Source organism: Rickettsia endosymbiont of Villa modesta, from assembly GCF_964026485.1.
GTDB lineage: Bacteria > Pseudomonadota > Alphaproteobacteria > Rickettsiales > Rickettsiaceae > Rickettsia > Rickettsia asembonensis.
This window is the reverse complement of the sequence record NZ_OZ032157.1, coordinates 430551-450638: the sequence shown is the minus strand read 5'-3', so window position 1 is coordinate 450638 and position 20088 is coordinate 430551. Positions and strand designations below refer to the sequence as shown.

Genomic DNA, 20088 nt, shown 5'->3' with positions numbered 1-20088 from the left:
TCCCACTGTCATTCCCGCGAAAGCGGGAATCTAGAAAAAATAGCCTTAATATTGATACAAACATTATATATTTGATAAAATAAACCTAAAAAAACTAGTTTTTTATAGGTTTTACTGGATCCCCGCTTTCGCGAGGAGGCATTGTTGCGTAGACCGGTAAAACCTACTGTGTCACCCCGTGGCTTGACCACGGGGTCCATAAAAACAATAAAAAATACTAATAATTTTAGTATTTTTAACTAGATCCCGTGGTCAAGCCACGGGATGACAGAGGTAAAATTGATCCACGCAACAATGCCTAGCGGGGATGACATAAATATCCCTAAACACTATAATAACAAACCTTTTTAACGGCTTCTATTACATCGCTCTCGCTCGGCAAAGCTAATTTTTCTAAATTAATGGCATAAGGAAGCGGTACGTCTTTACCGCTGACAATCTCTATCGGTGCATCTAAATAATCAAATGCTTCTTTCATAACAATAGAGGCTATACTTGCTCCAACGCCGGCAAAAAACCAACCTTCTTCTACTATAACTACACGATTAGTTTTTTTCACTGATTCTATTATTATATCCGTATCAAGCGGTTTAATAGTGCGAAGATCAATAACTTCACAATCAATATTATCATTCTGTAAAATATTTGCGGCATCTAGGGCAAGTTTTACTTGAATCGAGAAAGTTACTATAGTGACACTACTACCTTCTCTTAAAATTTTTGCCTGACCAAAAGGTATAGGCTCGATTGTTTCCGGTACGTCAAAACTATGACCGTATAAAATTTCATTTTCTAAAAAAATAACGGGATTATCGTCCCTAATAGCCGTAAGCATAAGTCCTTTATGATCTTCGGCACTATAAGGGGCTACTACTTTTAACCCTGGAACATGAGAATAACAAGCTGTATAATTTTGGCTATGTTGAGCGGCTACTCTACTTGCTGCTCCGTTTGGTCCTCTAAATACTATCGGACATTTGACCTGCCCACCTGACATGTAATGCGTTTTTGCAGCTGAATTTACTATATGATCAAAGGCTTGCATAGCAAAGTTAAAGGTCATAAACTCCACAATCGGGCGAAGTCCCGCAAAAGCTGCTCCAACTGTAAGCCCTGCAAAACCATATTCCGTTATCGGTGTATCAATTACCCTCTTAGGACCAAATTGCTCTAGTAATCCTTGAGTTACCTTATAAGCTCCTTGATATGCTGCAACTTCCTCGCCTATGACAAAAACCTTGTCGTCTCTTATCATCTCTTCTTGCATCGCATCACGCAATGCTTCACGTACCGTTATTTGCATTTTTCTTTTTTATTTGAATTAAAGTTTGTGTCATTCTTATAGTGCCTATGTCATTCCCGCGTGAACCGAAAAATCCGTTCGGTGTCATCTAGTAGCTTGACCACGGTATCCAAAAAACAATAAAAATACTAATAATTTTAGTATTTTTAACTGGATCCCGCTACAAGTGAGCTAGGATGACAACAATGGTGGTTACTGGATACCGTGGTCAAGCCACGGTATGACAAATATTCGTATACAACTCCCTCTCATCAGGTAGTGGTGAGTTTTCTGAAAATTCTACTGCTTCTTTCACAATTTCTTTTACCGACTGTTCTATTTCTTTTAAATCCGCTTCAGTTGCATATTTATTATCGAGTATCGTTTTTCTTATTATCACTAGCGGATCACGTTCTTTATATTGCTCAACTTCTTCTTTACTACGATATTTTGCCGGATCGGACATCGAATGCCCACGATAACGATAAGTTTTTACCTCCAATATTAACGGAAAGCTATTTTCTCTAACATATTCTGCTGCTTGTTTAGCTCCATTATACACTTCTTCAAAATCCATACCGTCTAGCTGAAATCCTTTAATCCCAAACGATTCCCCTTTCTTATATAAATCACGCATAAAGGTAGAACGTGCTACAGACGTTCCCATCGAATATTCGTTATTTTCGATAATATAAACTACCGGCAAACCCCATAAAGCAGCCATATTAAAGGCTTCATATACTTGACCTTGATTAACCGCACCGTCACCTAAAAAAGTAAAGCAAATATTATTCGTACCATTATATTTCTCAGCAAAAGCAAGCCCTGTGCCTATAGGTACTTGAGCTCCGACTATACCGTGCCCACCGTAAAATTTGTTCGGTACGTCAAATAAATGCATCGAACCACCCTTACCTTTCGAGCAGCCTGTAGCTCGCCCCATAAGCTCGGCAAGAACATATTTAGGCTCTGTTCCTGCTAAAATAATATGAGCATGGTCACGATAGCTAGTAATAGTGCTATCGCCTTTTTGTTTAACCATATCTACCGCAGAAATTACTGCTTCTTGTCCTATATATAAATGACAAAAACCGCCTATTTCTCCCATACCGTATAACTGCCCGCATTTCTCTTCAAAACGACGCAGTAGTAGCATATCTTTAAAGCTTTTTATATATTCTTCCTTTGTCGGCTTATATTTTTTTGGTTTAATATCCACTAATTACTCCTTAAGATTTTTAGTTCTATGTCATTCCCGCGTAGTGTTGTTGCATGGTTCAGTTTTACCTCTGTCAAGCCACGGGGTGACACAGTAGGTTTTACCCGCTTCCGCGGGAATGACATCCAAAGTCACAAAATACGGTACATGATCCGAAGGTGGCGACCAATCACGTGCTTCCGACAACAAATGGATAGAAAATAATGCATCTTTTAAATTATCGCTAACCCAAATATGATCAAGCCTTCTACCTCTGTTAGATTTTTTCCAATCTATATTTCTATAGCTCCACCAAGTATAGAATTTTTCATCAAACGGAACAAAATGTCTACTACTGTCAATAAAACCTAACGAGTTTTGTAGCTCTACCAATAACGAGCGTTCAATATCGGTATGGCTGATAACATTTCTCAACTGCTTACTAGACCATACATCATGTTCTAGCGGTGCAATGTTCAAGTCCCCAACAATGATAATTTTATCGTTTTTAGTACGGTTAGTAGTTAACCATTCCTGCATTAACCTTACATATTCGAGCTTATGCTTAAATTTTAAGTTTACCTCTATATCAGGTATATCACCACCGGCAGGAACATAAAAATTATGTATTTCTATATCATTAACTATAGCTGCTATATGCCTTTTATCACTATTATATAACTCCAATGAAAAAACATTATTCAAAGGAAATTTTGAAATAATAGCAACACCGTTATATGATTTCTGCCCTGAATATATGACATGTTCATAGCCTATATTTTTAATAACTTCAAGAGGAAATAGCGAATCATCTACTTTTGTTTCCTGAAGTAAAATAATATCCGGCTGATGTTCATGTGCTAACTTTCTTAATAAATCGATCCGCAGACGCAATGAATTAATATTCCAAGTAACTATCTTCATTAAACTTGTTGTATAACCTCCTTCTAAAGGTAATTTGTATGTCAATCCGGTACTCGCATCCTCACGTACTAAATGTACGCTGCGGTGCTGCATTCCGTGTTTCCTTCAAATTTCTCTTTATAAGATAGGTTATACAACAAGTCTATTTAATTCTTTATAGCTGCCCCTATTATTGCATCTCTGAAATAAATTATTCCAAGTTGATTTAAAGGATTCTTCATATCAATTTTATCTTTTTCCTCTTCAGGAATTTTAATCATAGTATTGCTGAGTATAGCAAAATAAAGATTATCAGGCAAAACATATCCTACTTCACTTTGTATTCCAAGGGCTTTTCCGGTATAATGAACCATTAAATGCTTAGAATCAAGATCCGTAAGGAAAATACCGTAACCCATATAAGACTTACGCCCTTCTATATCTTTTGCTAAAAAATATTTAGTAGTCATAAGTTTATACGACTTCTTAGAAAGAATTTTCCCCTCATTTAATGCCCTATACCATTTAACTAGATCGTTTGGTGTTGATATTATACCGCCATCAGTACAAGGAACTGCTAAAAAATTAGCAGTTACAGGAGTAAATATAGGTTTATTACTATTATTAGGCGTTAAAAAATATCTTACCGGATAATTAGAACTAATAACATTTTTTTGTATTCTAGCGGCTTCACTATATGAAGCAAAGCTAGTAGATTTCATATTAAGAGGTTTAAAAAATTCATCATAAAAAAAGTTAGCTAAATCTTTTTTAGCCACCTTTTCGATAATCATACCGAGTATAACAAAATTAGTATTACTATATTTAAATTTTTTCCCTATAGATATTTCTAAAGGTTTAGGAGAAACAAATTGTAATATTTTCTTGTGAATCTCTTTCTTAGGCATATTTAAATCAAGTTTAACAAAACTAAAATATTCAGCAATACCGCTACTATGCGTTAATAAATTATGGATAGATATTTTATACGCCCAATCCGGTACTTTTCCACCCCACATTTCCGGATCAAGATATTTATAGATTTTATCGTTAATATTTAATAATTCCTGTTCTTGTAATTTTAAAATTCCTGCTGCTGTAAAAGGCTTTGTAGCAGAAGCAATAGGCATCATTTCATTTGCTTTTAATTGCTCACCGTTTAAAGCAAAGATTCCTTTAGCACCGGTTAATAAAGGTTTATAATCATCAGCAAACATAAAAACGGCATTTAAAAATCTATTACTTATATATTCTTTTTCTGCTTCATTGATTCTTTGCTGTATATCTGCAAAACAATCAATACTATTAGTAATAAAAAAAAGCAGCAATAAAAAATATCTACGAATCATAACTTCAACACTCCACAAACTTATCAGTAAAATAAAACGGTAATTTTGCTTCTAAATTAATCTCTTTACCAAAAATCTTTTCAGATAAACATATATTATTAGCATGCAAGAACATATATTTACTATACGGCATTATTTCTTTATTACCATATTTATCATCCCCAACTATCGGGCAACCTAATAATTTAGCATGCAACCTTAGTTGATGCATTCTACCTGTAACCGGTGTAAATTCAATTAAAAATAAGTTATTATCAAGTGATTTAAGTAATTTATAATAAGTAATGGCAAGTTTACCATTTTCACTATAAATATCAGTAATTTTAGGTGTACTTCCCTTACTCTTCTCTATATTACTTCTAACTTCTCCTACATTTTTAATTGGCTTTCCATAGGTTACAGCAAAATATGTTTTTACAACCAATTTTTCTTTAAAAGCATCATGAAGTTTTACACTACTTAAATAATTTTTGGCTATTAAGAGCAAACCGCTTGTTTCTTTATCTAACCTATGTACTAGCTTAAAATCAGCACCTTTATAATTCAAATATTTTAATGCAGAGTCAATGGATAAATTTATTTTACTGCCACCTTGAGTAGCAAGACCTGCAGGTTTATTTATAGCTATTAAATTATCATCTTCATATATCAGATAATCGGTAGTAATTTTTTTCGCTAGTTTAATTTCAGCATCGGTAAAAACTAATTTTTCGGGTTGCTTAACAGGTAAATTAAACTTATCGTTAATAAAAATTTTATCGCCGCCCTTTACTCTTAAACTCGCTTCTGCTTTCTGAGAATTAACGGTAATTTGTTTTTGACGTAATGCTTTCTCTATTACTCCTTGAGTCAATAACGGATATAGACGTTTTAAATATTTATCTAATCTAGAAGAAATAGGAGTATTGACATCGATGATCATTTAGAGCTTTTTATTGTGTTGTTGTATGGCATTGGCATCATTGCATGGATCGCAAAACCTACTCGATGTCATCCCCGCGTAGGCGGGGATCCAGAAAAACAACTTCAAATATCGATGTAGAAACTATTTATTTTAAAAATAAACCTATAAAAACAAGTTTTTTATAGGTTTTACTGGATTCCCGCCTACGCGGGAATGACATAAAACGATCCACACGGGTAACACCGACTTAACCACAGTAATATTTTAACTAGTTTTTATTAAAAAATAGCACCAAATTATTATAGATAAAAGGATTATAGCAAAAAGCTGATGTATAGAGGCAATTATTATAGGTACAGAGTATAAAAGAGTAATTATTCCGGTAGATATCTGCATCAATAATGCAATCATTAGAAAATACGCTATCTTATTTAATTTCGGATGTGCTATTTTTAACAAGCAAATTACCAAAACTACAACAACCAAAAATACGCTATAGCCGCCTAAACGATGTATGAATTGTATAAAAACCGGATCATGCAAATTTGCAAGATTAAAGAAATTATCTTTTATCTCCATCGGGATAAAACTATCACCCATGAGCGGAAAACTATTATATATCAGCCCTGCATCAAGCCCTGCAACCATCGCCCCTAAAAAAATTTGCACATATATTACAGTAATAGCAATACCGGAAAATATTAATGGTAATTTTAAATCTGTTTGTGACGGTATTAACAAAATATCACAATGATTTTTTATTAATTGATAAAAAAGTATGTGATAAATAATTACGGCAATAATTAAATGAAAAGCAAGCCGAAAATGACTAACGGACGGGCTATTCAATAACCCACTTTTAACCATATACCACCCCATAAAGCCTTGTACGCAAAATAATAGCAACGCAATTATATAAGGTAGTATGTCACGATTTTTTATAACATCTTTAAAATAGAAATATATTAAAGGTACAATATATATTAAAGCTGTAATTCTACCGAGTAACCGATGTATAAACTCTAACAGATAAATAAACTTAAACTGCGATAAAGTCATTCCATAATTAACGGAGTTATATTCAGGAAAAGCTTTATATTTAGCAAATTCCGCTTGCCAGCTTTCAAAACTAAAAGGCGGCAAAATACCGGTTACCGGACGCCACTCAACTATAGATAAACCAGAACCTGTAAGCCTTGTTATCCCCCCTATAACAATCATCGCTATGACCATTATACAACTTATAAACAACCATTTTGTAATTAAACTCTTCTGCACTTTTATTTTAAGTTTATGTTTTTATTTTGTTGCCTCGTCATTGCGAGCGGGTATTGTTGCGTGGATCAAGAAAAGTGTTCAATGTCATTCCTGCGAAAGCAGAAATCCACCATAAAGCAAGATATATCGAGCTTTTAAAAATCTTTAAAGTAGTATGGATTCCTGCTTTCGCAGGAATGACATATTAATCAAGACTCTACATTCTTTTCCGTATCTTCGGCGGTATTAGCAGGACGTTTCTTATTTGATTTTTTATTACGATATCTACGTTTTGTCTTTTTTGGAACAGCTTGTGCCTCTTCTAAGCCGGCATTACTTTCTACAACTTTCACCTCTTCCACAACGCTTACGGTTTGCTCTACCGGTTCTTTTACATCTAAACTCTTGTCTTTTACTTCATTAGCAATATTATTACTATTATTAGCTGTTTTCCATTTATGTTTATTTTTGCGTAACTGTTCTTTTTTCGGCTCTTCTTCAGTATAATCGGCACTATGATTCTGAATTACCGGCTTAACAGGATTAACATTATTATTATTTTTCTTCAACAGCTTCACTTTTTCAATCGAATAACTATCTGATGTAGCATTAGGATCAGAATAAAAATTAAGCTTTATATTATATTTTTCTTCAATAAATTTTATCTCAGCACGTTTATTATTAAGTAGATAAATAACTGAAACGATATTGGTAAAAACATTTATTACATCAATTCTTTCTTCAAAAATTTCATTCTCTATAGTACGTAAAATTAACATAGCATTAGCATCACTCGCTCTAATGACTCCTTTACCGTTGCAATGAGAACAAATTGCCGAATTAGTTTCTAAGAAAGAAGAACGTAATCTCTGCCTTGAGAATTCAAGTAGTCCCAACTGACTAATATTACCGGTTTGTATACGAGCACGGTCACGACTTAAAAACTCTTTAAAGGATCGTTCAATAATTTTACGATTCTTAGCTTCACTCATGTCTATAAAATCAACAACTATCAAACCTGATAGATCTCTAAGCTTTACTTGCTTCGCTACTTCTTTGGCTGCTTCTAAATTAGTTTTTAGTGCCGTTTCTTCAATATTTTTTTCAGAAGTTGATTTACCGGAATTTACATCAATTGAAATAAGAGCTTCTGTAGGATTAATAACGATATATCCCCCTGAAGGTAGTGTCACGACAGGCTGATATAATTTAACTAATTGCTCTTCTACTTGAAACTTAGTAAATATAGGAGTTTTATTTTTATGTTCTTTAAGTTTTGAAAGCTCTGAAGGTAATAAATCCTGCATAAATTTTGAAGCGTCTTCATAAGCCTCTTGTCCTTGAATTACCACCTCTTTAACATTGTGATCGCACATATCACGTATGGTTTTACGTATTATACTATCTTCTTCATGAATAAAACACGGAGCCGGAAATTTAATAGTACTTTTACGAATTTTATTCCATAACCTTGCTAAATAATTATAGTCCTTCTTCAAATCTAAGGTGCTACTCCCTCTACCAGCGGTTCTAACAATGACGCTGTAAGCATTTTTGTCACCGCTTACTATTTTATTTAAAATATCTTTCAGTCTTTTTCTTTCTTCCCCGTTTGATATTTTACGTGATATGCCGTTTTGCGAACCTTTATTAGGCATTAAAACACAATATTTACCAGCCAAGGATATATAAGTAGTAAAAGCGGCACATTTATTTCCTCGTTCTTCCTTAGTAACCTGTACTAATAATATTTGGTTTTTTCTTATTACATCCTGAACTTTATATTGTTTATATTGTGGAACGTTCTGCTCAACACCGCTTTGAATAATTTCAATATCGTCAGCCGCTTCTAAATTAAGTTCTGATTGGAATTTACTCTCTACTAAATCTTCTATGGTTTTTAGGTCAATTTCTTCACTATCAACCAAAGAATCATATATAGCAGCCGGTTTCTCTTTATCATCCTCAACCGTAATATTTGAAAGAGCTATTTCAGGAAAAGCATTAACCGGAAAATTTCTCTCTGAGGCAGATAAATTGTAATAGTTAGGATGGATTTCACTAAACGGTAAAAATCCACTTTTATCCATTCCGTACTCTATAAAAACAGCTTGTAGCGATGGTTCTATTCTTGTGACTTTTGCTAAATAAATATTACCTTTATTTTGTTGTCTTACAGTTGTTTGAAATTCAATATCTTCTATATTGTTGCTTTGTCCTAATAAAACTACTCTTGTTTCGCTTGGAAAATTAGCATCAATTATAATCTTTTTATTCATTTATCTTGCTCACTAACTTGAAGAACAAATAATTAATATAATGCTTGTATCTTAAGAAAAATCATTGTTTATCTTGTATTAATTTATTTAAATAGATAATTTATCTATGATTAAAGAGCAAAAATGAAATTCTAGATAAACTTCAAATAACACCTCTTTAAAATACTAAAAAATATATTATTATTTTTCTTACATTAAAATATTTTCATATTATTTAATTCATTAATTTTTTTAAAATTAAACAATAATTATATACAAATTATAAATAAGACTACCATACTTGATTAAAAGCTGATAATCTAATAACTATCCATATATACTTAAATAATGGAATTACGAATCTCTTTAATTTTTAAGATAATAATCTTAATCATTATAATTATGAGTTATATACCATGTATTTATGTTTAGCAAACACTTAATTTATGACTTTAAAAAACAATTATAAAACTATTTTTTTCTCGCTTTTGGGAATATTTATTTTTTCCTGTATCAATGCTATAAATTTTTATAATTTTAAAATCTTTTTACTGATAAATAAAAATCTAAGCGGAGAACAAATAAATCATATAAATCAAACTAAATTTATAGGTTCGATAATCGCAGGCTTTGCCTTAACACAGTTAATTAATAGATTAAGTAATAAGAAAATTATTTTAATTAGCTTATCTTTATTAATTATTTGTACAATAAACCTCATTTTATTAAATAATTATACTCTAATTAAAATTAATTTTATTTTAATTAATTTTGGAACATTTTTATATTTCACTTCTATAACATTAGACATTATTGAGAGTAGCAAAGAAAAGAAATATTTTTTTTTAGCTTGTATAATGTTGTTATGGGCGGGTGGAAACTTAATGGTAGATTTATTAAATCCATTTATAAAACCTACAAATAATACTATAGTAATTTGTGCATTGTTATATTGTATTAATATACTAACCGAATTTCTGCATTATAATCCCACATCTCATAAATTAAATCTAAATTCAAAATTCTCATCCTTAATAAAAAATGTCGAATTACAATTATTGACAGGTTTCGTAGTTGCTTATGTCACATTGGATATATTATGGTATTATGAAGCTTTTGCATTAAAGAAAGAATTAGCATTAATTAATTTAAGACTCATATTAAAATATATTTTCCTAGCAATATGTTTTTCTATAATTCCTATATGCTACATATTAAGCAAAGTAAATAAATATTTGGCTAATTTATTACTAACTATAATTCTGCTCGTCTGCTTTATTTTACTACCGCTTCATGGAACTAGTAAAAATCTTAATATATTATATATAATACTAATCGGTAGTTGTTTAGGATCCATTTATATTTGCAATATTTTAGTACTAATTGATAAATTTAGAGATTACGAACTTAGAACAGCTTTATTTTCGTATTTTTCAATGTGCAGCATCGGTATATATGCCGGAGCTTTATCATCTCATGTACCTTACGGCACCATTAACGGCAGTGATTTCTTATTTTCCGTTTTTGCCGTAGTCGGTAGTTTTGTAGCTTATCATTTTTGGTATTTTATTAAGTATAAACTATATAGATTTTAATTGTATACTCGTTTAATTTGAAAAATTGGCTACGTCGTATCATAAGAGCTGCGGTGCTCACGTATTAAGTATACGCTCCGCTCCTCACCTTATATACTTCTTTTACCTGAAGAATTGGTAGTATTAGATATTAATTATCCATAAGAACATTGATTATTCGCTCATCTAAATATTCATTTTCCAACTTTTCAAGTTAAAGAAGTATATAAGAACGTATACCTCTAGTAAATGAAAAATTGTCAAAGAAGTCAGCAAGTGTTATTAAGTAAGAATGGATTTATAGAAAATTAACATCAGTAGAAAAAGAAGAATTAAAGCTTTACCATAGAAGCGAAAGGGATAAGAGGATTTGTGATAGAATCAAAGCTGTTTTCATGTATGATGATAGCTATAGTATTGATGAGATATCGAAAGTGTTATTACTGAGTGATGGGGAGGGATAAGAAAACATTTAATAGATTATCATAATGCTCAGAAGCTTAAGCCTGGAAATGGCGGTAGTGATAGTAAACTTACTAGACAGGAGGAAGCAGAGTTAATAGTGCATCTAGAAAATAATAATTATGTGTATGCTAGAGATATAGGTTTGTTCATAGAACGTCAATATGGAGTAATCTATACATTAGCTGGGGTAATCAAGCTGTTACACAGACTTGGTTTTAGTTATCAGAAACCTAAGTTAATTCCTGGAAAAATAGATTTAGCTAAGCAAGAGGAATTTAAGCTGCAATATAGTTTGCTAAAAAATAATTTAGCTAAAGATGAGTCTATTTATTTTATGGATAGTGTTCATCCTCAATACCAAACTCGAGCAAGATTTGGTTGGATTAGAAAGAATGTAGTTAAAACATTACCAAGTTTCAGTGGTTGGAAGCGTAAACATATTATTGGTGCTATTAATCTTAAGGATTTAGAGGTAGTAACAACTGACAATCCTAAGGGTTAATGGTGATTATATTATTGAATTTTTAAAGAAATTAGAAGCAAATAATCAAGATAAAAGTAAGATTTATTTGATATGCGATAATGCTGGATATCATAGGTCAAAAAAGGTAAAAGAATATCTACAATACAGCAAAATAGAGTTACTATTTTTGCCAGCATATAGTCCTAATTTGAATCCAATTGAACGACTGTGGAAATTTATGCATTCTGTTGTAAGTAACAATAAATTTTATGCGAATTTTGAGACATTTACTGATTCTATACGAATATTTTTTGAAAATATTGAAAAATATAAAAATAAAATTTCTTCATTGGTAAATGACAATTTTCAAACCATTGTGCCTAATCATTTTAACAACTCTTCATGTTGAAGAAGTATATAACGGTAATTTTGATCTAGCTTTAAACTATGTTATTAGAGAAAAAGCACAAACATCTTTTATAGATGAATTAATAAATAAAAGTAAAATCTCAATGTTAAAAATTTTTCTTGCACTAGAAGAAAATAATTTAGAAATTTTACCAAAATTGCTTACAAAGATTAATATCAAGAATATTAAACCTGAAGATCATGAACGCTGCTATGAGGTAATAACCAAAAAATATGATATTGAACTAGCTAAAGAAGCTATTAAATATATAAAACAATTTAATATTACTTCAAACATTACTTTGCCTGAATTAAATGAATCTACTGAAGTTAGTAATCTCGAAAATGATCTTATGCCTGTAATAGGAGAAGAATCGGCTTTTGGCTTTACCCCAGCTGCCGGGTAATATTGGATCGTCATTGCGAGGAGCGAAGCATTGTTGCAATCTAGAAAAAGATTAAAAAAATTCTGTAAATCAGAATTTTTAACTGGATTGCTTCGTCAATTACTTACGTAATTTCCTCGCAATGACGATTTGATATCTATCAACATCTCTAAACATTCTCTTTAAACCAATCAAAAGCTTTTTTAAAGAAGCTGCTATTTTCATCAAGTCTAATATGAGCGAATTCTTTTTGCTGTTTTAGAGCATGAATTTTTAGCATTCCTATAGTTGCTGAATACATAGCCGGATTATAATCTTCTGTAAAACCGGCAATAATCTCCGGTTTACCGATTCTACTCTGTTTTTCAAAAATTTTATTTGAAAGCTCTTTAAGTCCTCTAAGCTGAGATCCACCGCCGGTAATTACAACTCTAAAAACTTCAACCTGCCCTTTTGTTGCTTTATCATATTCGGCTTTTACCATTGATAATATTTCTTCGACTCTTGCTCTTATTACCTCGGCTAATTTATAAATTGTTACGGAAGTATTTAAATTATGATGAGTATCAACCTGAAAATCATCCATATTTATAATACTATCTTTCTCAAATAAAGGTATAATTGCATTACCGTATAAAATTTTTAATTTCTCTGCCGTAACAAGATCAATACCAAAGACTTTAGCAATATCCGAGCTAATATGAAAACTACCTATATTTACATGCCCCGTATATATTAATTTACCGGCAAAAAAAATGCCGAAAGAGGTAGTTTTATCGCCCATATCTATAATAAGCGAGCCTAGATTTTTTTCATCATTCGTAAGACAGCTAATAGCAGAAGCATAAATTGCTAGAGTAATATTTGTGACTTCAACATGACATTTAGCGAAGCATTGTACAATATTTGATAACATATTTGCACTAGCTGCAATAATATGTAATTCACAACTAAGCTCTCTACCGTACATACCTATAGGATTCTCGACTGAATTATTATCAAGGGTAAATTCAAGAGGAAAATAATGAATAATTTCTTGGTTTTTAACTTTAAACTCAAGTAATGCTTTTTGTAGTAACTTTTTAATATCCTGCTGCGTTACGGTTTGCCCGTTAACTTTAATGGTATAATTAATATAATAAGATTTAGTGTCGGCACCTGATAACGATAATATAACTTTTTTTATATTTTTACCGCAATCTTTTTCAAGTGCATAAATTGCCGAAACAATGCTAGTTTCAGCATTTTTTAAATCTGATATAACTCCTGATTTAATACCTTTAGAATGATGCAAATTTTGGCTAGCTACTTTAATTTCACCTTTTTTACTAATATAGGCAGCAATTACGGCAATCTTACTACTACCGAAATCAAGTGTTACAAAATTTGATATTTTCTCTTTCATTTTTTTATTTTGATGTCATTCCCTATATATTTCAGTCTTGTTGCATGGATCGTTTTATGTCATTCCCGCGAAAGCGGGAATCCAGCATAAAGCGAGATAATTTGAGCTTTTAATTTCAAAAGCTTGCTGTATTTATACTTTTTTTCTGGATTCCTGCTTTCGCAGGAATGACATAAAAGCCACGGTATGACACAGTTTAGCTATATAGAAACTAATATTTCTCAATATAATACTTATTCTTATCCCTTAAATCCAAAGCCTTATAATTTTGGTTAAATAGCTTGTTTGCTTTATTAAGTGCATCGACATATTTTAATGCTTCTTCAAACTCTTTTTCAGGTAACTTAATACTTATATTACCTTTAAGATTTAAATCCCACCTTCTATCTCCGAGTCTTACGGCAGCCGAAGTTTTATTCATTAATGCTGGATATTTCTGTAGCTCTAGTACTAATTTACCTGCGTAGATATTTGCCCCTTCCCCTACAACATGTAATAAATGAGGAAAAGGCTGAATATTTTTACTAATTTCGTAACCTTCTTCATCGACTAAGAAAAGCTGATTATTAATTTGCCAAATAGCAATAGGTTCTCTTTCAAATAATTTTATATATACCGTATTTGGTAATCTTCTACTGACATATACTTCCTTGATCCATTTATTTTTCTTTAAATGACTTCTAATTTCGTCTAATTTAAGAGCAAAAATAGGACTGCCCTTATTCGCATTTAAAACCTTTAATATTGTAGGCTCATCGACATTTTGCTGTCCTTCGATGATAACATTCTCAAGTTTAAACCCGAGTTTTGTTGTTGTTTGATATATATTTGTTGTTAAGTAGGTTTTTATGCCGGCAAAATATTTTGTAAAAACAAATAGACATACAAAGATAATTAAAGCAATCTTAATCCCTAATATTGCTTTTTTGTAAATTAGTCCTAATTTTCGGCGTAATGAGATATTATTAGTTTTTTTTGTTTGTTTTTTTTTATTGGAGCTTGTTTTTTTTCTCATGATTCAAAGCTTGCCGTCTTTATAATTTCTTCAATTAAGTTAGTAAAATTTATCCCTGCATAAGCTGCAATTTCCAGCACTATTGATAAAGGCGTCATACCTGGGTGAGTATTTATCTCCAAAGCATATAATTTGTTTGTCTGCTCTTCTAAAATAAATTCTGCTCTAGCAGGACCTTTACAATTCATTGTTTTATAAATTTTTTCTGATTCTATAAGTAATTTTTCATATAAATTAGCAGGTAGCGGAGCAGGACAAAGATGCTCAGCAAATCCTTCGGTATATTTAGTTTCATAATCATAGAAACGATTCTTTAGTAATTTAATTTCTAAAGCCCCAAGAGCTTTGCCGTTTAATACCGCTACTTGCAACTCTCGCCCTTTTATATACTGCTCTATTATCACCTGATCACCGTAAGGGAAATTATAATCGGCAAAGTTAAAATCATCTTCCTCAAATATCACCTCAACACCAATACTTGAACCTTGCGTAAGAGGCTTAATCACATATGGGCGCTTCATAGGATCATTAGCCATCTCTCGAAACGCTACTTCTAGAGGTAATTTGTGCGTCGAGCCTAGACTCGCATCTGCACGATCGTTTTTGTACGCTGCGGTGCGAGGTGAAGTGTCTCCTACAAATTCCTCTCTATAAGCGAGTTTGGAGAGATGGCTAATATTATCGTTTTTACTTACAACGATACTTTCTGCCATATTAATATTATTCGTTAAAAACCAGCTCCTAGAATGTATTTTATCGAATGCTAAAGCTGAAGATAACACGCCGCTATGAGTATAAGGAATCCGCATTATATTAAGTAATCCAGGCAAGCAACCGTCTTCACCATATGTACCGTGTAGGCAGTTAAAAACAATATCAGGTTTTATTTCCTGTAATTTAACCGCAATATCTGCTCCCATATCAATAAAGGTAACTTTATATCCTAATTCAATTAAGGCTTTACTAACTCCTTCGCTTGATACTAAGGATACTTCACGCTCAGCAGACATACCGCCCGCTACTAACGCTATATGTTTTTTACCGGTAGTACTTAATATTTTGACTTCAGAATGTTCCACCCAATGTGTTTGATATTTCATATTATTTGCTTTTATTATTTGTCATCCTGCGACTTATTTTTCGTCATTGCGAGGAAAAGCTGTAAATTTTGACGAAGCAATCCAGTAAAAAATGCTATAGATTAGCATTTTTTTATTATTTTTGCTGGATTGCCACGCAAGTACTACGACTGCTCGCAATGACGATTTTTAAACATACCTACCCAAACGTTTTATTTCCCACTTTAATTCAACGCCGCTATCTTCAAATACTTTCTGCCGGACAAAATCGCCTAAATCCTCTAAATCCTTAGCGGTAGCATCGCCGTTATTGATCATAAAATTACAATGAAGTTCTGACATCGAAGCACCGCCTATTCTATAGCCTCTAAGTCCTGCTTTGTCAATAAGTTCCCAAGATTTAAGCCCCTCAGGATTTGCAAAAGTACTACCACCTGTACGCTCTTTAATAGGCTGCGTTGATGACCTTGCATTATTTATTTCATTCATCCGTAATAATATATTTTCACTATCGCCTTTATTTATTTTAAAAACGGCTTTGAGAATAATTAAATCCTTTGGTAACTTATTACTGCGATATTTAAAACCGATTTCTTCATTTGTGAATGTTAAAAAGTTTCCTGCAAAATCAATCGCTTCTATTCTAACTATGATATCCTTAAATTCAGAGCCGTAAGCACCGGCATTCATAACAACACCACCACCGATAGTACCAGGAATACCTACTAAAAACTCAAAACCGGAAATAGCGTTTGCTTGACAAAATTTTGCTAAATTATAATTAAGGCAGCTACTACCTACTATTAGATGATCATCTATAAACTCAATATTACTAAAATTCTGACCAAGCTTTATTGTAACTCCTTCTATCCCGCCGTCTCTTATAATAATGTTTGAGCCTGCACCAAAAGTAGTTATAGGTAATTTTTGCTTATTTTGTATTAAGAAACTTGCTAAATCTTCGCTATCAAAAGGTTTAAAGAAAATTTCGGCATTACCGCCTACTTTAAACCATGTCAGATGTTTTAAATTATAATCTTTTTTATACTCGCCTTTTAGTGTTGGTAAAATTAACATATCTTTACTGTCATCCATTTTTACTGTCATCTTCACCCTTTTGTCAGCGTTGTTGCATGGCTCGTTTCATGTCATTCCCGCAAAAGCGGGAATCCGGTAAAAGTGAATTATTGTCACCCCGTGGTCAAGCCACGGGGTGACACAGTGGGTTTTATCGGCCTACGCAACAATGCCTCCTCGCAATGACGACTTGGTATCCATGGAATGACATCAAGTGCGGGATGATAATCTCCTATCTAATTCATTAGCAAAACTTGAAATATTACCTGCTCCCATCATAATTATCATATCACCGGAAGCTGCATTATCTATAATAACCCCGACCGCATCATCTAGCTGTGCTAGAAAATTTGCTTTATCGTGATGCTTATTCTTAGCAATTTTATCAACTAAATTTTGGCTTGTAATCCCTTCTATAGGCTCTTCTCCTGCAGCATATATATCGGTAATATAAATCATATCCGCATCATTAAAGCAAAGCATAAAATCATCAAATAAATGCTGCATTCTTGAATATCTGTGAGGCTGAAAAATAGCAATAACTTTACCGTTTTGTTTATTTGCTATATTTTTAGCCGTCGCAAGTGTTGCTTTGATTTCCTCGGGGTGATGAGCGTAATCATCGATAACCACCGCCTTATTATATTCAGCTACTTTAGTAAATCTTCTCTTTACACCCTTAAAATTATTGAAACCGTTTTTAATAGCTTTAATACCGAAATCTAATTCTATCCCAACGGCAATTGCAGCAAGACTATTTAAAATATTATGTCTTCCGGGCGTTGGAATAGTAATTTTTTCAATAATCGTTGTACCTAGTACATTTGGTAGACTAATTTTTACGTCAAAAGTAGAGGAAGCAATATCAGTGTTAATATTAAACGCTATAATATGAGCATCTTCTGAATCGATTCCATAAGTAACAATCTTCCTTTCAGTAATATCATCTACTAACTTACGAACTATTTTATGATCGATACAACAAACGGCAAAACCGTAAAACGGCAAATTAGTAATAAAGCTTTTAAACGCACCAATTAATGTTTCAAAATCTTTATAATAATCTAAATGTTCAGGATCAATGTTAGTTATTATCGCAATAGTTGATGGAATATGAATAAACGTCGCATCCGATTCATCAGCCTCCGCAATTAAATAATTACTTGAACCAAGATATGCATTAGTCGATTTATTATTTATAATCCCGCCGTTAATAACTGTAGGACATAAACCGGCTGCCTCAAATAAACAAGCAACTAATGAGGTAGTAGTAGTTTTGCCGTGCGATCCTGAAACCGCTACCGAACATTTTAATCTCATAAGTTCAGCAAGCATTTCCGCACGCCTAATAATAGGAATTTTACGCTCTAATGCCTCTTTTATTTCAGGATTATTTGAATTAATTGCCGATGAAATAACAACATACGAAACATTGGTAATGTTCTGCTCGGCATGTCCTAAAAATATTTTAATGCCGTAGACTGCAAGCCTTTTAGTATTATAATTTTCTACTAGATCGGAACCTTGTATTTTATAACCTAGGTTATGTAATATCTCAGCAATACCGCTCATTCCAACGCCGCCGATACCTATAAAATGTATAGTTTCTAAGGTTTGATTAGTTTTTTTTAATTCAAGTAACAGCATCTAAGTTTAATCATTTAAAGTTGAGTTCTGCATATAGGTTTTAAGTAACATTGTCAAGCCCTAACTGTGTCATACCGCGACTTGATCTCGGTATCTAGCTTAAAATATTAAAATCATTGATATTATAAAAGTTATTTTTTCTGGATCCCGTGGTCAAGCCACGGGATGACATCGGTTCTATCAAACTTTGCTTCGGAATAGAAGTTTCCTTGTAGCCCGCCGACTTTTAAATCAATTAAAAATTTAGCTATTTCTCCGTTTTCTACAAATTCAGCTACTGTTTCAATACCTAAATCTTCTGAAATTTTAATTAATCTTTCTACGAAATACCTACTTTGTACATCACTTGTAATACTACGCACATATTTACCGTCAATTTTGATAATATCAATTGGTAAGCTTTGAAGTTGTTTAAAAGAAGTAAAACCCGAGCCAAAATCATCTAATGCAAATTTACATCCGTACTTACGTAGTTTATTAATAAATAAAGTTATTTTATCATAATTCTCATTGAAAGAAGTTTCTGTAATTTCAATAATTAAACGGTCCCGAACATTATGAGCTTTTAATAAGTTTTCTGCTATTTCCCATAAAGCTTCATCGCCTGTTCCTATATTTGAAATATTAACGGCTAACATTAAGTTTGGGTTGCTTGCAAGTTCGTTAACAGTCATTTCCAAAACAATTTGATCAATTATAAAAATTAATCCTTTATTTTCAGCAATAGGGATTATAGGACCTACGGAAATATAAACGCCGTTCTCGTCAGGTATACGAAGTAGACATTCATAATAATGAACTTTCATGGTATTGCGACCTATTATAGGCTGATAAGCAAATCGCATAATCTTTTTTGCTAAGGCTTGTCGTAATAAGTTAAGCTGAAGATTAGATTTTCTTATATTTTCCAAATCATGTTCTGTACTGCTATATTCACGGTAATAATAATTATTATTTTGTGAAAGTAACATATTTAATGTTTTTTCAATTTCTTTAGCATTATTACTTACTTTTGGAAATTTAATACTAGCAATATAACAATTCATATAAATTGCCGGCTTCTGTTCATTAATATAAAGCTGTGAAAATAAATATAATTTTCTAGCAAAATTTTTAATTAAGTCAGAATCAGTAGTATTTAGGATAAATAATATTATATCTTTCTTTATTTTCTTAAACTTTGAAAAAATATTAAGTTCTTTGCTTACATCTTCAATGATTTGATCCAAATCTTCAATTATAAAATGCTTATCCCGCTCTATAAATTCTATTTCATCATAATTAACTAATCTACAAGCAAAACATACGCCTTTTTCCAATTTATCTATCTCATCTTGTAACTCTTTATAATCCGTTATTAATTCCGACATTGCCATTTTTATCATAAAATTATATACTTAAGAATATTAGGACATTTT

The 20088-nt window shown here is 32.0% G+C and carries 18 protein-coding genes and 2 pseudogenes; 6 read left to right on the top strand and 14 right to left on the bottom strand.

The genetic code is table 11. The features are described 5' to 3' along the window. Positions 1 to 132: 132 nt before the first annotated feature. Positions 133 to 309, top strand: a pseudogene (locus AC5584_RS02470) (tRNA lysidine(34) synthetase TilS); the annotation flags it as partial. A 13-nt stretch (positions 310 to 322) separates the two neighbouring features. Here AC5584_RS02470 and AC5584_RS02465 read toward each other — a convergent pair. The 7 genes and pseudogenes from AC5584_RS02465 to AC5584_RS02435 form a co-directional block, all read right to left on the bottom strand. Beyond that, positions 323 to 1303, bottom strand: coding sequence for a pyruvate dehydrogenase complex E1 component subunit beta (locus AC5584_RS02465; RefSeq protein WP_499216737.1), 981 nt, complete (start codon positions 1301 to 1303; stop codon positions 323 to 325). 208 nt (positions 1304 to 1511) lie between these two features. Then, the gene (gene pdhA / locus AC5584_RS02460) at positions 1512 to 2501 is read right to left on the bottom strand and encodes a pyruvate dehydrogenase (acetyl-transferring) E1 component subunit alpha (protein WP_499216736.1); all 990 of its coding nucleotides are present in this window, start codon (positions 2499 to 2501) and stop codon (positions 1512 to 1514) included. A 30-nt stretch (positions 2502 to 2531) separates the two neighbouring features. Continuing rightward, positions 2532 to 3404 carry an exodeoxyribonuclease III gene (xth, locus tag AC5584_RS02455; protein ID WP_499216918.1) on the bottom strand — a complete coding sequence of 291 codons (873 nt, stop codon included), beginning with the start codon at positions 3402 to 3404 and terminating at the stop codon, positions 2532 to 2534. 36 nt (positions 3405 to 3440) lie between these two features. Then, positions 3441 to 3550 (bottom strand): annotated as a pseudogene (locus AC5584_RS02450) (palindromic element RPE1 domain-containing protein); the annotation flags it as partial. Beyond that, positions 3551 to 4732 (bottom strand): serine hydrolase domain-containing protein, encoded by a 1182-nt coding sequence (locus AC5584_RS02445; RefSeq protein WP_499216735.1) that lies wholly within the window; start codon positions 4730 to 4732, stop codon positions 3551 to 3553. Between the two features lie 4 nt (positions 4733 to 4736). Next, positions 4737 to 5654: an RluA family pseudouridine synthase gene (locus AC5584_RS02440; protein ID WP_499216734.1), complete on the bottom strand. Its 918-nt coding sequence runs from the start codon at positions 5652 to 5654 to the stop codon at positions 4737 to 4739. 246 nt (positions 5655 to 5900) lie between these two features. Continuing rightward, entirely contained in the window at positions 5901 to 6914 is a 1014-nt protein-coding gene (locus tag AC5584_RS02435; protein WP_499216733.1) for a COX15/CtaA family protein, read from the bottom strand. Between the two features lie 53 nt (positions 6915 to 6967). Between AC5584_RS02435 and AC5584_RS02430 the strand changes: the two genes are divergently transcribed. Then, on the top strand, positions 6968 to 7102 hold the full coding sequence (locus tag AC5584_RS02430) for a hypothetical protein (protein WP_499216732.1): 135 nt from the start codon (positions 6968 to 6970) through the stop codon (positions 7100 to 7102). On the opposite strand, the gene AC5584_RS02425 is transcribed toward AC5584_RS02430, so the two are convergent. Then, positions 7103 to 9172: an Rne/Rng family ribonuclease gene (locus tag AC5584_RS02425; RefSeq protein ID WP_499216731.1), complete on the bottom strand. Its 2070-nt coding sequence runs from the start codon at positions 9170 to 9172 to the stop codon at positions 7103 to 7105. 425 nt (positions 9173 to 9597) lie between these two features. Between AC5584_RS02425 and AC5584_RS02420 the strand changes: the two genes are divergently transcribed. From AC5584_RS02420 to AC5584_RS02405, 4 genes are all read left to right on the top strand, one after another. Continuing rightward, positions 9598 to 10746, top strand: a complete 1149-nt coding sequence (locus AC5584_RS02420; RefSeq protein WP_499216730.1) for an MFS transporter — start codon at positions 9598 to 9600, stop codon at positions 10744 to 10746. 565 nt (positions 10747 to 11311) lie between these two features. After that, a complete protein-coding gene (locus AC5584_RS02415) occupies positions 11312 to 11692 on the top strand; it encodes a winged helix-turn-helix domain-containing protein (RefSeq protein WP_499216729.1) in 381 nt (126 codons plus the stop codon). Further along, positions 11673 to 12062: an IS630 family transposase gene (locus tag AC5584_RS02410; RefSeq protein WP_499216917.1), complete on the top strand. Its 390-nt coding sequence runs from the start codon at positions 11673 to 11675 to the stop codon at positions 12060 to 12062. The genes AC5584_RS02415 and AC5584_RS02410 overlap by 20 nt, the downstream gene beginning before the upstream one ends. After that, positions 12010 to 12468, top strand: a complete 459-nt coding sequence (locus tag AC5584_RS02405) for a hypothetical protein (protein ID WP_499216728.1) — start codon at positions 12010 to 12012, stop codon at positions 12466 to 12468. The genes AC5584_RS02410 and AC5584_RS02405 overlap by 53 nt, the downstream gene beginning before the upstream one ends. A 148-nt stretch (positions 12469 to 12616) precedes the next feature. On the opposite strand, the gene ftsA is transcribed toward AC5584_RS02405, so the two are convergent. The 6 genes from ftsA to AC5584_RS02375 all read right to left on the bottom strand — a co-directional run bounded on the left by ftsA (position 12617) and on the right by AC5584_RS02375 (position 20055). After that, complete coding sequence (gene ftsA, locus AC5584_RS02400) at positions 12617 to 13852, bottom strand: cell division protein FtsA (RefSeq protein WP_499216727.1); 1236 nt, start codon at positions 13850 to 13852, stop codon at positions 12617 to 12619. A 211-nt stretch (positions 13853 to 14063) separates the two neighbouring features. Beyond that, on the bottom strand, positions 14064 to 14867 hold the full coding sequence (locus tag AC5584_RS02395; RefSeq protein WP_499216726.1) for a cell division protein FtsQ/DivIB: 804 nt from the start codon (positions 14865 to 14867) through the stop codon (positions 14064 to 14066). Continuing rightward, positions 14864 to 15967 (bottom strand): palindromic element RPE1 domain-containing protein, encoded by a 1104-nt coding sequence (locus AC5584_RS02390; RefSeq protein WP_499216725.1) that lies wholly within the window; start codon positions 15965 to 15967, stop codon positions 14864 to 14866. The genes AC5584_RS02395 and AC5584_RS02390 overlap by 4 nt, the downstream gene beginning before the upstream one ends. A 168-nt stretch (positions 15968 to 16135) precedes the next feature. Continuing rightward, positions 16136 to 17023 carry a UDP-N-acetylmuramate dehydrogenase gene (murB, locus tag AC5584_RS02385; protein WP_499216916.1) on the bottom strand — a complete coding sequence of 296 codons (888 nt, stop codon included), beginning with the start codon at positions 17021 to 17023 and terminating at the stop codon, positions 16136 to 16138. A gap of 210 nt (positions 17024 to 17233) precedes the next feature. Next, positions 17234 to 18670 carry a UDP-N-acetylmuramate--L-alanine ligase gene (gene murC, locus AC5584_RS02380; RefSeq protein ID WP_499216724.1) on the bottom strand — a complete coding sequence of 479 codons (1437 nt, stop codon included), beginning with the start codon at positions 18668 to 18670 and terminating at the stop codon, positions 17234 to 17236. A gap of 131 nt (positions 18671 to 18801) precedes the next feature. Then, on the bottom strand, positions 18802 to 20055 hold the full coding sequence (locus AC5584_RS02375) for an EAL domain-containing protein (RefSeq protein WP_499216723.1): 1254 nt from the start codon (positions 20053 to 20055) through the stop codon (positions 18802 to 18804). Between the last annotated feature and the right edge of the window lie 33 nt (positions 20056 to 20088).